This window comes from Citrobacter sp. Cpo091 (assembly GCF_030332645.1).
In the GTDB taxonomy this organism is placed as follows: Bacteria; Pseudomonadota; Gammaproteobacteria; order Enterobacterales; family Enterobacteriaceae; genus Citrobacter; species Citrobacter portucalensis.
In genome coordinates this window covers 88,619-104,503 of the sequence record NZ_JAOWHL010000031.1, presented here as the reverse complement: position 1 = coordinate 104,503, position 15,885 = coordinate 88,619, and the positions used below count along the sequence as shown (strand labels likewise).

At 50.9% G+C, this 15,885-nt stretch carries 14 protein-coding genes and 1 pseudogene; 13 read left to right on the top strand and 2 right to left on the bottom strand.

The features are described from left to right. Window positions 1-65 precede the first annotated feature (65 nt). The 9 genes and pseudogenes from OGY04_RS09870 to ubiA all read left to right on the top strand — a co-directional run bounded on the left by OGY04_RS09870 (window position 66) and on the right by ubiA (window position 9,748). Window positions 66-1,406 (top strand): maltoporin, encoded by a 1,341-nt coding sequence (locus tag OGY04_RS09870; RefSeq protein ID WP_048215133.1) that lies wholly within the window; start codon window positions 66-68, stop codon window positions 1,404-1,406. A 113-nt stretch (window positions 1,407-1,519) separates the two neighbouring features. Further along, complete coding sequence (gene malM, locus OGY04_RS09865) at window positions 1,520-2,467, top strand: maltose operon protein MalM (protein WP_286585200.1); 948 nt, start codon at window positions 1,520-1,522, stop codon at window positions 2,465-2,467. A gap of 177 nt (window positions 2,468-2,644) precedes the next feature. Then, window positions 2,645-3,091 (top strand): annotated as a pseudogene (gene tnpA, locus OGY04_RS09860) (IS200/IS605 family transposase). A gap of 201 nt (window positions 3,092-3,292) precedes the next feature. Next, entirely contained in the window at window positions 3,293-5,518 is a 2,226-nt protein-coding gene (locus OGY04_RS09855; RefSeq protein ID WP_286585198.1) for a type VI secretion system Vgr family protein, read from the top strand. Between the two features lie 2 nt (window positions 5,519-5,520). After that, entirely contained in the window at window positions 5,521-7,161 is a 1,641-nt protein-coding gene (locus OGY04_RS09850) for a LysM peptidoglycan-binding domain-containing protein (protein WP_286585196.1), read from the top strand. Next, window positions 7,161-7,679, top strand: a complete 519-nt coding sequence (locus OGY04_RS09845; RefSeq protein WP_286585194.1) for a hypothetical protein — start codon at window positions 7,161-7,163, stop codon at window positions 7,677-7,679. The genes OGY04_RS09850 and OGY04_RS09845 overlap by 1 nt, the downstream gene beginning before the upstream one ends. A 44-nt stretch (window positions 7,680-7,723) precedes the next feature. Further along, complete coding sequence (locus OGY04_RS09840; protein WP_267452283.1) at window positions 7,724-8,008, top strand: type VI secretion system PAAR protein; 285 nt, start codon at window positions 7,724-7,726, stop codon at window positions 8,006-8,008. Between the two features lie 356 nt (window positions 8,009-8,364). Then, window positions 8,365-8,862 (top strand): chorismate lyase, encoded by a 498-nt coding sequence (gene ubiC / locus OGY04_RS09835; RefSeq protein ID WP_003826587.1) that lies wholly within the window; start codon window positions 8,365-8,367, stop codon window positions 8,860-8,862. Window positions 8,863-8,875: 13 nt separating this feature from the next. Beyond that, on the top strand, window positions 8,876-9,748 hold the full coding sequence (ubiA, locus tag OGY04_RS09830; protein ID WP_003826589.1) for a 4-hydroxybenzoate octaprenyltransferase: 873 nt from the start codon (window positions 8,876-8,878) through the stop codon (window positions 9,746-9,748). A 55-nt stretch (window positions 9,749-9,803) separates the two neighbouring features. Here ubiA and plsB read toward each other — a convergent pair whose 3' ends face one another. Beyond that, window positions 9,804-12,224 carry a glycerol-3-phosphate 1-O-acyltransferase PlsB gene (gene plsB, locus OGY04_RS09825; RefSeq protein ID WP_008786919.1) on the bottom strand — a complete coding sequence of 807 codons (2,421 nt, stop codon included), beginning with the start codon at window positions 12,222-12,224 and terminating at the stop codon, window positions 9,804-9,806. Window positions 12,225-12,394: 170 nt separating this feature from the next. Here plsB and OGY04_RS09820 point away from each other — a divergent pair, with 170 nt between their 5' ends. The 4 genes from OGY04_RS09820 to OGY04_RS09805 all read left to right on the top strand — a co-directional run bounded on the left by OGY04_RS09820 (window position 12,395) and on the right by OGY04_RS09805 (window position 15,275). Then, the gene (locus OGY04_RS09820) at window positions 12,395-12,763 is read left to right on the top strand and encodes a diacylglycerol kinase (RefSeq protein WP_286585191.1); all 369 of its coding nucleotides are present in this window, start codon (window positions 12,395-12,397) and stop codon (window positions 12,761-12,763) included. Between the two features lie 109 nt (window positions 12,764-12,872). Then, window positions 12,873-13,478 carry a transcriptional repressor LexA gene (gene lexA, locus OGY04_RS09815; RefSeq protein ID WP_137370415.1) on the top strand — a complete coding sequence of 202 codons (606 nt, stop codon included), beginning with the start codon at window positions 12,873-12,875 and terminating at the stop codon, window positions 13,476-13,478. Window positions 13,479-13,609: 131 nt separating this feature from the next. Next, entirely contained in the window at window positions 13,610-14,929 is a 1,320-nt protein-coding gene (gene dinF, locus OGY04_RS09810; RefSeq protein WP_286585190.1) for an MATE family efflux transporter DinF, read from the top strand. Between the two features lie 136 nt (window positions 14,930-15,065). Beyond that, window positions 15,066-15,275 carry a CsbD family protein gene (locus OGY04_RS09805; protein ID WP_003031706.1) on the top strand — a complete coding sequence of 70 codons (210 nt, stop codon included), beginning with the start codon at window positions 15,066-15,068 and terminating at the stop codon, window positions 15,273-15,275. A gap of 49 nt (window positions 15,276-15,324) precedes the next feature. On the opposite strand, the gene zur is transcribed toward OGY04_RS09805, so the two are convergent. Beyond that, complete coding sequence (gene zur, locus OGY04_RS09800; protein ID WP_003031709.1) at window positions 15,325-15,843, bottom strand: zinc uptake transcriptional repressor Zur; 519 nt, start codon at window positions 15,841-15,843, stop codon at window positions 15,325-15,327. Window positions 15,844-15,885: the final 42 nt, after the last annotated feature.

The window sequence follows — 15,885 nt, the reverse complement described above, 5'->3', positions numbered from 1 at the left end:
AAAAAAACGCAAATCCGTCAAGGTGAAGCGTTCAAAGAAAAGCAATGATCTCAGGAGATAGAACGATGATTACTCTGCGCAAACTCCCTCTGGCGGTTGCTGTAGCAGCAGGCATTATGTCTGTTCAGGCAATGGCTGTGGATTTCCATGGTTATGCTCGTTCCGGCATTGGCTGGACAGGTAGCGGCGGTGAACAACAATGTTTCCAGGCAACAGGTGCACAAAGTAAATACCGTCTTGGTAACGAATGTGAAACCTATGCGGAAATTAAATTAGGTCAGGAAGTGTGGAAAGAGGGCGATAAGAGCTTCTACTTCGACACTAACGTTGCCTACTCCGTTGCACAGCAAAATGACTGGGAAGGGACTGACCCGGCCTTCCGTGAAGCCAACGTGCAGGGTAAAAACCTGATTGAATGGCTGCCAGGCTCCACTATCTGGGCCGGTAAGCGCTTCTATCAGCGTCATGACGTGCACATGATCGACTTCTACTACTGGGATATTTCAGGTCCTGGTGCTGGTATTGAAAACATCGATCTGGGCTTCGGTAAACTGTCTCTGGCCGCAACCCGTTCTCAGGAAGCGGGCGGTTCATACGCGTTCAGCAGCCAGAATATCTATGACCGTACCAAAGACACCGCGAACGATGTATTTGACGTTCGTTTAGCGCAGATGGCTACTAACCCGGATGGTATGTTGGAGCTGGGCGTCGACTACGGTCGTGCTAACACCACCGACGACTACAGCCTGGCAGACGGCGCATCTAAAGACGGTTGGATGTTCACCGCTGAACATACCCAGAGCATGCTGAAGGGCTACAACAAGTTTGTGGTTCAGTACGCGACAGATTCCATGACCACTCAGGGCAAAGGCCTGTCTCAAGGTTCCTACGGCTCATCTAGCATTACTATTGATGGCGTGAACTATGCCAACAATGTTGTGAATAACAACGGTAGCCTGTTCCGCGTGCTTGACCACGGTGCAATTTCCCTTGGCGACAAATGGGACCTGATGTACGTCGGTATGTACCAGAACCTCGATATGGATAACGACCTGGGGACCGAATGGTACACCGTCGGTATTCGCCCGATGTATAAATGGACGCCAATCATGAGCACCCTGCTGGAAGTCGGCTACGACAACGTCAAATCTCAGCAGACCAGCGATCGCAACAGCCAGTACAAAATCACCCTGGCTCAACAATGGCAGGCTGGCGACAGCATCTGGTCTCGTCCGGCAATCCGTGTCTTCGCAACCTATGCAAAATGGGATGAAGAGTGGGGTTACATCAAAAATGGTAACAACGTATCTAAATACGCAGCTGCAACGAACTCTGGTATCAGCACAACCAGCCGTGGCGACAGCGATGAGTGGTCCTTCGGTGCTCAGATGGAAATCTGGTGGTAATTCAGCACTAACCTGACGTAAAGACCGAAAGAGGGGCGCAAGCCCCTCTTGATTACGGTTTAGCGCGCTATTGCCTGGCCACCGCTGAACCCATGCTATCTGAGGTGATAACAATGAAAATGAAGAAAAGTCTCGTTGCCCTTTGTTTATCTGCAGGGTTATTTGCCAGCGCGCCTGGCATCAGCCTGGCCGATGTAAATATTGTTCCGCAGAACACTACCGCGGCCCCAACCATTCCCACTGCGGCGCTGCAACAGTTAACCTGGACGCCAGTTGATCAATCCAAAACTCAGTCCACACAACTTGCCAATGCAGGTCAGCGTTTAGATGTTGCTGGTATTACTGGCCCTGTAGCGGCCTATAGCGTACCGGCGAACATTGGCGAGTTGACGCTGACACTGACCAGTGAAGTCAACAAACAAACCAGCGTATTTGCGCCAAACGTCTTAATTCTTGACCAAAACATGACGCCATCTGCGTTCTTCCCCAGCAGCTATTTCACCTACCAGGAGCCCGGCGTGATGAGTGCCGATCGTCTGGAAGGCGTAATGCGTTTGACGCCAGCGCTGGGCCAGCAAAAACTGTATGTTCTGGTCTTTACCACAGATAAAGATCTCCAGCAGACCACGACCCTGCTCGACCCGGCGAAAGCTTATGCCAAGGGCGTCGGTAACGCTGTTCCCGATATTCCGGACCCGATCGCCCGCCACACCACCGATGGTCTGTTGAAATTAAAAGTCAAAACCAGCTCGTCCTCCAGTGTGTTGGTGGGGCCGCTGTTCGGTTCTTCCGGCCCTGGCCCTGTCACTGTCGGCAATACCGCAGCGCCTGCAGTGACTTATGCGGCTCCGGCGGCAGCCGTTGCCGCTCCAGCGCCGCAGCCGGTGAAGAAAAGTGAGCCGATGCTGAACGACACGGAAAGCTATTTTAATCAGGCGATTAAGGATGCAGTTGCAAAAGGCGATGTTGATAAAGCGCTGAAGCTGCTTGATGAAGCGGAACGTCTGGGATCCAAATCTGCCCGATCCACCTTTATCAGCAGTGTAAAAGGCAAGGGGTAAACATCTCCCCACATTGTTGATTTTGCAACAACTGGTGCGTCTCCTGGCGCACCTTTTTTTATCAATTCTAAACCACCTCCTATGGAGGTGGTGATCGTTCATCTGGGGCTTTGCCCGTAGAATGCCCATGCTAAATACTGCCCCGGTTTGTTACCAGCAAATCAAGGAGTAAATAGCATGAGCAGATATGAATCCGCTTCCCACGTCTTCTATCGCTGTCAGTATCATCTCGTATGGACCCCGAAGTACAGATACAAAATCCTCAAGGGCAACCTTGGTAAAGAGCTTTACCGTAGTATTTACATCTACTGCAGTATGAAGAAATGCACGGTAGTAGAACTAAACGTGCAAATAGATCATATACATCTGGTTGTCAGAACCCCACCGAGTTTAAGTGTTTCCGAGTTAATGGGATTTGTGAAGGGGCGAACGGCCATCAGGCTGTTCGCGAAGTTTCCTTATCTCAGGAAGCACAAGCTTTGGGGTAATCACTTTTGACAAAGAGGATATTTTGTGGATTCAGTAGGGGCAAACGAAGAAATAATCCGACGATATGTGCGGTACCAGGACAAGGTAGCTAAAGAGGAAGAAGAAAGACAAATACAGCTGGGGCTGGAAGGGTAGTATTTAAGCCCCCTTTTAGGTGGCTTTTTACATCTGTAATAATTTGGCATATGTATATAATTTGATAATTTTTTTACTCTGCAATAGCATGTAATCTGAACGTTTTCTGAATTTGTGCTTATTTTATCCAAAATGCTTTTCCCTGCATTATTCGGGACGTATGGTTTTCTGCAAATGTATCAATACGTCACGGAGAAAATCATGTCACAGCAGGGCCTGCGGTTTACGCTGGATGTTGACGGATTAACGCCGACGGCAACCGCTGTCGTCAGCTTTACCCTCTACCAGAATATCTCCACGCCCTTTTTGCTCACTGTCGATATTGCCAGCGACTGGTCCGGCCTCACCGCCGTCAGTTTCCTCGAGAAAAACGCCACGCTGACCATCTGGCAGGGTAACACCCCACAGCGCTATCTCCATGGCATCATCACCGGGATGGAAACCGGGGAAAACAGCGGCTGGCAGATGAACTACAGCCTGACTATTTCGCCTCCGCTCTGGCGCTGTGGCCTGCGACAGAACTTCCGTATCTTTCAGCAGCAGGATATCCTGGCCATTTCCACCACCCTGCTGACTGAAAACGGCGTCACCGACTGGGTGCCCTCCTTTTATGAATCCCACCCGGCGCGGGAGTTCTGCGTTCAGTACGGCGAAACCGACCTCGGCTTTCTCATCCGACTGTGGGCTGAAGAGGGCATTTTCTTCTTTGACTGGTTCCACCCGACCAGCCCCGACCAGAAACTGGTGCTCTGTGATGACGTGGCCGGGGTCTCCACGCTGGGTGAGATGTCCTTTAACCCGAATACCCGCGAAGTCGCCACGGAATGCATCAGCGAGTTTCGTTACCGGGCGCAGGTACGCCCTTCCTCGGTGGAAAACCAGGATTACACCTTCAAAGCTCCTGGCTGGCTGGCTTACTTCAGCCATCACGCCCCGAACCTGAACGGTCAGCGCACCCAGTATGAAATCTTCGACTGGCCGGGACGCTTCAAGGACGAGCAGCACGGTCAGGACTTTGCCCGCTACCAGGCAGAAGGCCACCGGCAGGATGCTGAAACCGCTGCCTGCGAGAGTAACTCCCCGAAACTGTGGCCCGGAAAACGTTTCACCCTCACCGGCCACCCTTCATTAACGCTGAACCGGGAGTGGCAGGTCACCGGCAGTGTGCTGAAAGGAAAGCAGCCACAGGCGCAGCATGGCCACCAGGGTGAAGGCACCAAGCTCAGTAACAGCCTGGACGTCATCCCGGCTGACCGGACATGGCGCTCCTCCCCCCTGCCCAAACCTTCCGTTGACGGTCCGCAGAGCGCCATTGTCACCGGCCCGGCGGGCGAGGAAATCTTCTGCGACGAACACGGTCGAGTCCGGGTGCGTTTTCACTGGGACCGTTATTGTCCGGGGAACGAAGACAGCTCCTGCTGGATTCGGGTGTCGCAGGCATGGGCCGGAGCCGGATTTGGCAACCTCGCCATCCCGCGCGTGGGCCAGGAAGTGATAGTCGACTTCCTCAACGGAGACCCGGACCAGCCCATTATTATGGGTCGCACCTACCACCAGGACAACCGTTCGCCGGGCAGTCTGCCGGGCACCAAAACGCAGATGGCCATCCGCTCGAAAACTTACAAAGGCGGTGGTTTTAACGAGCTGCGCTTCGAGGATGCGACGGGCCAGGAGCAGGTCTATATCCATGCGCAGAAGAACATGGATACCGAGGTGCTGAACAACCGCACCACTGATGTGAAAGTCGACCACACGGAAACCATCGGCAATAACCAGAATATCACCGTGAAACTCGGACAGACGGTGAAGGTGGGTAAAGAAAATGCAGGCGGGCATGACCAGACCATCACCGTGGCGCATGACCGGAGCATTACGGTACGCAACGACCAGACGCTGAAGGTGAAGAACGACCGGATGGTGAGCATCAGCCATGATGACGGGCTGTATGTGGCGAATGACCGTAAGGTGACGGTGGACGGGAAACAGGAGAACAGCACGTGCGGCGACCATATCAGTCTGGTGAAAGGCAGCCACAGTCTGGAAGTAAAAGGCGACCTGGCGCGGAAGGTGTCGGGGGCGCTGGGGATAAAAGTGGAAGACGATATTGTCCTGGAGAGCAGCAGCCAGATAAGCCTGAAAGTGGGCGGTTCGTTTGTGGTTATCCACCCGGGTGGCGTGGACATTATGGGGCCGAAGATAAACCTCAACAGTGGGGGCAGTCCGGGAGCGCCAGTAGGGACTCTGCAACCAGGCTTATTGAAGTCGCTGTCAGATGAGGACAGTGGTTCCGAGGATTCTGGTGGGGCAAACGAATCGGATCAGACAACAACTGAACCTGAATTAAATCATATGTTTGGGTCCATAAAAGGTATTGATGGTATTCAAAGTAAAGAGCTTGTATTCAGACGGTTTACTGAAGAGGAATAAAAGTGACTGGCAAACCCACCCCATTTTTTGATGAACCACAGGATAAACCAACAAAATATGATGGCCTATTTGGCTGGTCTGCTGACTGGAAATGTTATCTTGATCAGGAGGATAAGCCTGTACCATTAGATGATATCTGGTCATTGTCACCGGATAAGCGTAGCGTGGTTGTTCTTAAAGGAGATACGCTTGGACAAATTGCAAGTGAATATAACTGTTCTGTTGAGGAACTTACTGAATATAATAACATAAAAAACCCGGAGTTGATCTACCCCGGACAGGTAATAAATATTCCTCAATGTCATTACACTCTAACTGACGCAGAAAAAAAGAAAGATGATAACCAATGTTCGTTATCGTTATCTTTTGAAGATCTGATAGAAAAGCCTCTTTCCGGATTGAAGGTTAAAGTAACATCAGCACTGGGTGAGGTTTTCGAGTTTATAACTGACGGTCTGGGAAAGATTGATGAATTTACAGTGCAAGCCGAATCTGAAATTACAATAACCGTGTCCAGTGGTATGGGGAAGATAAAGGAGGTTGCCAGATTCATATCTCAGGAAGGTAAATTAAATGCTATTATTTCAAGCCCCAAGGTAAGAGTAAAAGGAAAAAGTGCAGCAATAACCGGTCCGGCAGGCAATGCTGACAGTAAAAGTGATGAAATTAATAAAATCAACGTTGGCCGAGACTCTGAGGGCACGCCCAGAGTTCATATAAACCATACCTGCCCTAACAGTTATGATCTTATGCTAGGTAAGAATGTTATTTACTGGAATGAGATTATTCGCGCATCTGAGCGGAGTGGCATTATACCTCAGAGTATTGCGGCAGTTATTCATGCTGAAGCGGCTAAATATCGTGGTGGAGTCTGGAAACCAACCTCAGTGTGTAAGGATTCAAAAAAATCGACAAAACAAAATACGATATATAAAAGCTCAGCGGCTGGTATGACACAATTTTTAAATGGTACATGGATGACGGAGACGTTAAAGGAAGGGACATATCTTTATGAAAAGGCATCTGAACAAGGACTGGTAGCAGACAGGCCCTTACTCAATGAAAATGGTGTGGTGGTAAAAAACAAAAAAAATGAGATCGTATATGAAAAAAAATTTCAGGTTTCTACAGATAAATGGAAAAATCTCAGGGAATTAAAAAATGGCAGATATATCACAGGAATAACGCCGTACCTGGACCATGCAACGGCAGACGTGCAGCAATGGTTAAATCTGCGATTTAAACCGGAATATGCCATTATGGCCGCAGTTGATTATGGCATCGCCAATCTGGCATCGCTGAAAGAGGCAGGATATAATATCGACGGACTTAATGATGCTGAAAAGGCCAAGATCATATATTTAACTCATCACCTGGGTCTGAGTGACGCAAAACGTTTTATTAAAAATGAAATTAATGAAGATAAGGCAAAAAAATTATTAACAGCACAGGTGGGCGATGAATCAGCCAAAGCAAGGTCCAAAATAGCAGGGTATGTAAAATCACACAGGCAATGGCTGATAGATTATATAAATAGAAACATTGATTTAAGTAATTATTTTTGCCATGAGAAAACAGCCCGAAATATCCCTGAAAATATTGATCTAATAAATACAATTATAAAAATTAATGAGGCAGTATAATGGCCAAACATTTTACTACCTTCTTAACCTTACTAATATTCTCATCTACAGGCATAGCTGATTGCAATTCTGATTCATCATTTTGTTATTATACTAAGCTTGGGATTCTCGACCAAATAACAAGATCCAAATCTGCCGATGATTACTCTTACCTAACCCTCAACGGAGTCAATATATACAAGGCAAAAACCGATTACATGTCATTCATGGATGATGATATGCTTGATGATGATATGGGTTTTTTCAAGAATAACAAATACTTTACCACTAAGACAGTTATTACATATACTTTAAACGAGCGTTGCCTTGATAAAATAGAATACCAAGGCTTTTGCAGTATTAGTGTGGTTCTCGACTTTTCTGGCAACAAACCCATTATTTCCAATGGTTTTACCCCAGACTCAGGAAATTCAGTTATCGACTGGGTCTCATGGGGAAAAGCAAATGCGATCATTGTATTTGAGGATGGATCAAAATTTAAATATATGAATGGACATGTTGAGCACATCATTAAATAAAATCATCTCATACTTACACTGACTAAATATTATGAAGGTTCCTCATGCCTACAGCGGCCCGACTTAATGACAAAGGTACCCAGCACGATGGTTATCACGAAACCGTTATTACTGCGGGTTCTCCAACGGTTTCTGTCGACGGACTACCTGCTGCCCGTATGGGCGACCCACTGACACCCCACGATAAACCCAAACATCCGCCTCACCCACGTAAGATAGCCAGTGGTTCAGGCACTGTGTTTATTGACGGCCTGCCTGCCGCCAGAACCGGTGACGTCATTGACTGCGGCGGCGTGGTTATCGGCAGCGGTACAGTCAACATTGGTTGATATACGCTGATATTAAAGGGAAAAAGTTATATCACTAAAATGGACAGCGCTTAACACTGGAAGTGGAGGGGGCATGGTGATTGACACTGCCGTTGTCGGTTTATAGCGGTCAAGTAATACTGGTCACTGGTTAGCTAAATTTTTTGCAAATCAGAACCTGCGATGTGCCAGCAGAGTCGAGCACAACATAAAATTACTCTGCTTTTAACTAGAGGGCAGGGTTCCCCGTAATTTTTAGCTTTCTATGCTAATTGTTACACTTATGTTGCCCTGCCGATCACTTAATCGTGTTTGCTCACCCCGTAATGCCTTTTCTGCGATACAATGCCTTTAGGTTATAAATCGGAGAGTAAGGCATGCCACACCCTGCGTTAACGCAACTGCGTGCGCTGCGTTATTTTGATGCGATTCCGGCGCTGGACGCCCAACTGCTCGACTGGTTGTTATTGGAAGATTCCATGACCAAACGTTTTGAGCAGCAGGGGAAAAAGGTCACCGTAACGTTGATTCGCGAAGAATTCGTTGGGCAAAATGAGGTGGCTGAAGAACTGACGCTGCTGCCTAAAGAGTCTCGTTATTGGTTACGTGAAATCCTGTTATGCGCGGATGGTGAACCCTGGCTTGCCGGACGGACTGTGGTGCCTGAATCAACCTTGTGCGGCCCTGAACTGGCCTTACAGAACCTGGGGAAAACCCCGCTCGGACGCTACCTGTTTACGTCATCGACATTGACCCGAGATTTTATTGAGATTGGCCGCGATGCAGCGCTGTGGGGGCGTCGTTCCCGCCTGCGGCTGAGCGGTAAGCCACTGATGCTTACCGAGCTTTTTCTGCCTGCGTCGCCGTTGTACTGAGAGGAAGATAAAGATGGAGTGGAGTCTGACGCAGAATAAGCTGCTGGCGTTTCACCGCTTGATGCGTACGGATAAGCCAATCGGCGCCTTACTGCTGCTCTGGCCTACGCTGTGGGCTCTGTGGGTGGCGACCCCAGGCATGCCGCAACTGTGGATCCTGGCGGTTTTTGTCGCTGGCGTTTGGTTAATGCGCGCCGCCGGATGCGTGGTGAATGATTATGCCGACAGGAAATTTGACGGGCACGTCAAACGCACCGCGAATCGACCGCTGCCGAGCGGGGCTGTCACCGAGAAAGAAGCCCGAACGCTGTTCGTCGTATTGGTGCTGCTGGCCTTCCTGCTGGTTTTGACCCTCAACACGATGACCATTTTGTTGTCCGTTGCGGCATTAGCATTAGCGTGGGTTTACCCGTTTATGAAGCGCTATACGCATCTGCCGCAGGTGGTGCTGGGGGCGGCGTTTGGCTGGTCGATCCCGATGGCGTTCGCCGCCGTGAGTGAATCCGTACCACTGAGCTGCTGGCTGATGTTCCTTGCGAATATTCTCTGGGCGGTGGCTTATGATACGCAGTATGCCATGGTTGACCGGGATGATGACCTGAAGATTGGCATTAAATCGACAGCGATCCTGTTCGGTCAGAACGACAAGCTGATTATTGGTATTTTGCAGGTAGGCGTGCTGGTGCTGATGGCGCTGGTGGGCTGGTTAAACGGGTTGGGACTGGGCTATTACTGGTCTCTGCTGGTGGCGGGCGCGCTGTTTGTCTATCAGCAGAAACTGATCGTTAACCGTGAACGTGATGCCTGCTTTAAAGCGTTTATGAACAATAACTACGTCGGCCTGGTGCTGTTCTTAGGCCTGGCAATGAGCTACTGGCATTTTTGATTTTGGCTTAGCCTGCAAAATAAAAAACCGGTCATTCCGACCGGTTTTTTTATGCTTACTCGCCCTGAGTGGCGCTCTCGATGGTCAGACGCACATCTGACGTGACCAGTTCGGCCAGCATCTGATAGATCTTCATCGTCTCTTCCGGTTCGGCATCTCCGGTATCGCTGATGAATCCCTCGTCACGCAGCGTCAGCACCAGAGAGCTGAACACGGCTTTATCGAAGAATTCCGGCGCGTTAATGCCGTGCAGCACTGAGAGGCGTTGCGCCACGGTGCGGCTTTCTTTCTCCAGCGTGCCACGGTTGATGGACGGGTTCGCGCTCAGCAGCCAGAAGGTAATGGCGTAGCGCTGCAACGTCTCGCGAGCACCTGCGGCCAGCAGCTGTAGCGTGCGGGAGCGGGCTGGATTGATATGCAGTTCGTCATCGGTCAGGGTGATGAGTCCCTGGCGCTGCATTTCGCTGGCCAGTTCGTCAATCACTCCGGCAAGCTCATCACGCTCCCAGCGTAAGAACAGCTCCGCTTTCAGCATCGGGTACAGCGCATCAATATGCTGCTGCAACGCGGCGCGTGAAATACGACGATGCTGAGTCACAATGGCTGCCATCAACGAAGGCAGAACCAGCATATGCGCAATGTTATTGCGGTAGTAGGTCATCAATACCGCCTGCTCGCGCGGCAGAATAATGATGTCACCGATGGTGTCTTTCTCGACCTCAAACTTGTTCATCTGCAAGGCGTGGTCGATCAGTTCACTGGCGCTCTGTGCCGGCACAGTCGAATCCGCAGCATACGGCACATTGCGCAGCAGGCTCAGGTAGCAGTCGAGTTGTTCGGTCAGCTGTTCACGGGTCAGAGAGCGCTGGCGGGAGGCCAGTAAAGCAGTACAGCACAGGTTCATGGCGTTGGCCGCGCCTGCGTTGTTAATGCGTACCATCAAATCGGCGGCAATGTTATTCACCGTCGGCGTCAGCCAGGCCGGGCGGATAGACTCGATAGGGTCGATAGATTCACGCCACTCCGGCACATGCTGGTTGAGGTAAGTCATCAATGGCATTGGTTCACCAAAGTTGACGTAGCCCTGACCCAGGTTACGCAGCTTGCTTAAGCCACGCAGCATTTGCGGCAGGCTTTCTTTCTCTTTCGTCGCGCCACGCAGCTCTTTTGCGTAGGTGCCCACTTCCATTACGTGCTCATAGCCGATGTAAATAGGAACGAGGGTAATCGGACGTGTACCGCCGCGCAGCATCGCCTGAATAGTCATCGACAGCGTGCCGGTTTTCGGGTCGAGCAGACGACCGGTACGTGAACGGCCCCCTTCGACAAAGTACTCAACCGAGTAACCACGGCTGAACAGCTCGCCCAGGTATTCACGGAATACGGTGGAATAGAGCTTGTTGCCCTTGAAGGTACGACGAATAAAGAACGCGCCCAGACGGCGAAAAATCGGACCCGCGGGCCAGAAGTTCAGGTTGATACCGGCTGCGATGTGCGGCGGCACCAGACCCTGATGGTACAGAACGTACGACAGCAGCATATAGTCCATATGGCTGCGGTGGCACGGAACGTAAACGATTTCATGCCCATCATGCGCCAACTGGCGTACACGTTCAGCATTGTGAACGTTAATCCCCTGATACAGACGGTTCCAGGTAAAGCCCAGAATACGGTCCGTCAGACGAATCATTTCGTAGGAGAAGTTGGCGGCAATCTCTTCCATCAGCGCAATGGCATTTTGCTGCGCTTTTTCGTGGGAGATTTTTTTACTGCGCGCTTCATCTTCTACCGCACGAGCGATCGCTTTTGAAGCTAACAGCTTATTAAACAGATCCTGGCGGGCAGGGAGGCGCGGGCCGACAGCGGCCAGGCGCTGGCGAGCAAAGTGCATACGCGCCACGCGAGCCAGCTTCTGGGCGATGATCTTATCCGTACCGTGTTCATCCGCCATACGACGCAGAGAAACTGACGGGGAGAAGCGGACAAAACTGTCGCGACCCAGCCAGGACACCGCAAAGAATTTCTGTACGCCGTTTAGCATACGTAACGGCGGATTGACCTCGCCTTTCTCACGCCCTGGCGCACGGCCAAACATCACCGAAACCGGCACCATCTGCACATCCAGATCCGGATTGCTGCGATGCAAGTCGAGATAGTTGTGGAACAGCTTGATGGACTCTTCTTTCGGCGTGTAATAGGTGAATACACGCGGACCGCCGTGAATAAACACGTAGCGCGGTAACAGCGTTCCGTCTATCTCTAGTGGTTCCAGGGGATCGGGGAGGTCGTGCACCAGACATTGGGCACGCAGCGTCAGCAAGTCTGCTTTCGAATTGTACGGTAGGACGTACATAATGGGACGCGAAGTATCGAGTCCCAATTCCGGAGCAGGTTCTGCTGGAATAGACTTGCTTTTTACCAGGACGCTTAATGGTAAATTCAGTAATTTGTAGTAAATTCGTGGCCAGCCGGACATAAACGATGTAAAGCCTCTGGTTAATAATGCAAATGCGCTGCAAGGATATCAGAAAGTTTAGTGAATTTCTGTGGTATCCGGTCATACTTCGCGCTGCTTTGCCACACCCTGAACAAACGGGGTAACGTTACAATGACATTGACGCTAATAATGTAAAAAGGTTCTTTTTGATGGCCAATAATACCACTGGATTCACCCGAATTATCAAAGCTGCAGGTTATTCCTGGAAAGGTTTTCGCGCCGCATGGATTAATGAGGCGGCATTCCGTCAGGAAAGTGTTGCCGTCCTGCTGGGCGTCGCCATCGCCTGCTGGCTGGATGTTGATGCAATTACCCGCGTGTTGTTGATTAGTTCTGTGATGCTGGTGATGATCGTTGAAATCCTCAACAGTGCGATTGAAGCGGTAGTTGATCGTATTGGTTCTGAGTACCACGAACTTTCCGGTCGGGCGAAAGATATGGGGTCGGCTGCGGTATTGCTGTCTATTTTTGTCGCTCTAATCACCTGGGGCATCCTGTTGTGGTCGCATTTGCGATAAGGCTTCCACAACTGCATAAATCTCCTGTTTTTTGTGCAGTTTGCGGTTCCAAAATCGCCTTTAGCTGTATATACTCACAGCATAACTGTATATACACCCAGGGGGCGGAATGAAAGCGTTAACGGCCAGGCAACAAGAGGTGTTTGATCTCATTAGAGATCACATCAGCCAGACAGGTATGCCACCGACGCGTGCGGAGATCGCGCAGCGTTTGGGGTTCCGTTCCCCAAACGCAGCTGAAGAACACCTGAAAGCGCTGGCGCGTAAAGGTGTGCTGGAAATTGTATCCGGCGCATCGCGCGGTATTCGACTGTTGCAGGAAGAAGAAGGGTTACCGCTTGTGGGGCGCGTGGCAGCCGGTGAGCCACTTCTGGCGCAGCAGCACATCGAAGGCCACTATCAAGTCGATCCTTCACTGTTCAAACCGAACGCCGATTTTCTTCTGCGCGTTAGCGGTATGTCGATGAAAGATATCGGGATTATGGACGGTGATTTACTCGCTGTGCATAAAACCCAGGACGTGCGTAACGGCCAGGTTGTTGTTGCCCGTATTGATGACGAAGTTACGGTTAAGCGCCTGAAAAAGCAGGGAAACAAGGTTGAACTCCTGCCAGAAAACAGCGAATTCAAACCTATCGTTGTCGACCTGCGCGAACAAAACTTCACTATTGAAGGGCTGGCAGTAGGCGTCATCCGTAACGGTGAATGGCTGTAATTTTCTGTTGAATCCCTGTAGGCCGGATAAGACGATGACGTCGCCATCCGGCAACGTGCCCGGTAGCGCTGCGCTTGCCGGGCCTGCATCACATTATCCAGTACGTCTAACTTCTTCTCAGGCCCTCCTGTATGCCTTTCTTTACCTCTTCTGATAAAGCACTCTGGCACCTCGCCTTACCCATGATCTTTTCCAATATCACCGTTCCCCTGCTGGGACTGGTGGATACCGCGGTGATTGGTCATCTTGATAGTCCGGTCTATCTTGGCGGTGTTGCGGTTGGTGCTACGGCAACCAGTTTTCTTTTTATGCTGCTGCTTTTTTTGCGCATGAGCACCACCGGTCTTACCGCCCAGGCATTTGGTGCGAAAAATCCGCAGGCGCTGGCGCGCGCACTGGTGCAGCCGCTCATGCTGGCGCTGGGGGCGGGGGTGCTTATCGCACTTTTTCGTACGCCGATTATCGATCTGGCTCTGCACATTGTTGGCGGAAGTGAAGCGGTACTGGAGCAGGCCCGACGTTTCCTCGAAATTCGCTGGTTAAGCGCACCCGCCTCGCTGGCGAATCTGGTGCTGCTCGGCTGGCTGCTTGGCGTTCAGTATGCGCGTGCGCCGGTTATCTTGTTGATTGTCGGCAATATTCTCAACATTGTGCTCGATATATGGTTGGTGATGGGCCTGCATATGAACGTGCAGGGTGCGGCACTGGCAACGGTGATTGCTGAATATGCCACCTTGCTGATCGGCCTGATGATGGTGCGCAAAGTCCTGCATATGCGCGGAATTTCGCTGGCAATGCTGAAGCAGGCGTGGCGTGGCAACTTCCGCCGTTTGCTGGCGCTTAACCGTGACATCATGTTGCGCTCGCTACTGCTGCAGCTCTGTTTTGGCGCAATCACGGTGCTGGGTGCGCGTCTGGGAGGCGATATCATTGCGGTTAATGCCGTTCTGATGACCCTGTTAACCTTTACCGCCTACGCGCTGGATGGATTTGCCTATGCCGTGGAAGCGCATTCGGGCCAGGCCTATGGGGCGCGAGACGGTAGCCAGTTGCTGGACGTCTGGCGGGCGGCCTGCCGACAGTCCGGTATTGTGGCTATTTTGTTTTCGTTGATTTATGCCCTGTTTGGCGAGCAGATTGTTGCGCTGCTGACCTCGCTGCCGCAGATCCAACAGCTGGCCGATCGCTATCTTTTCTGGCAGGTGGTGTTACCGCTGGTGGGTGTCTGGTGTTATCTGCTCGACGGAATGTTTATTGGCGCGACGCGCGCGGCAGAAATGCGCAACAGTATGGCCGTTGCCGCCACAGGATTCGCATTAACGCTGCTGACTTTGCCGTGGCTGGGAAATCATGGCTTGTGGTTGGCGTTAACCGTTTTCCTGGCGTTGCGCGGGCTTTCACTGGCCTTTATCTGGCGACGTCACTGGCGTAATGGAACCTGGTTTGCCTGAGCGGGATGGTTAAAAATTCCGAATAGTAAATAAAACCCAGAATCACTGACTACACTTATTCTCACGTCCAGCAAAAACAGCATGTGTCTGGACATGGCACTCTCGCTATTCACAACCTAACGATGAGGACTTGATGATGAATAAAGACGAAGTCGGCGGCAACTGGAAGCAGTTTAAAGGTAAAGTGAAAGAGCAATGGGGCAAACTGACCGATGATGATATGACGGTCATTGAAGGTAAACGTGACCAACTGGTCGGTAAAGTCCAGGAGCGTTACGGTTACGCGAAAGATCAGGCGGAGAAAGAAGTTAACGATTGGGAAAAACGTAATGATTACCGCTGGTAATTAACCCTTCCCTCCTGAGAGTACAAGGATGTACGCTCTTCCCGCTTACCTAGCGCCCAACTTTCTTCTTCACCTGAATCGTATGGTCATGCTGGCACTCGCCAGGATGGCGACATGACTCAACTTCCACACAGGCCGGACACAGCCCGTGGGCTTCAATAACGTTATGCCGCAGTGCAAAGCCCATTTTTGCTGCTAGTGTATGCATGATGTCTTCCACGCCTTCCGCACACTCTTCTTTTACCACGCCACAGCGGTCGCAAATGAACATTGCTGAACTGTGGGTTGGCTGATCGAACAGATGACAAAGCACATAGCTGTTGGTGGATTCCACCTTGTGCACGAAACCTTGTTCCAGCAGAAAATCGAGCGCACGATATACGGTAGGTGGCTTAGCCTGCGGCTCAGTTTCCCGCAACAGGTCGAGCAGGTCATAGGCGCTGATCGCACCTTCCTGCAGGCTCATCAGGCGCAGTACTTCGAGGCGTTGTGGCGTAAGCCGCACGTTGCGTTGCGCGCAGAGTTTTTCAGCTTGAGCCAATAACTCTTGCGTAGTGGTTTTGTCCATTTGGCGCCTCGATTTGCGTGGAAGGTTAATCCCTTACTTTAA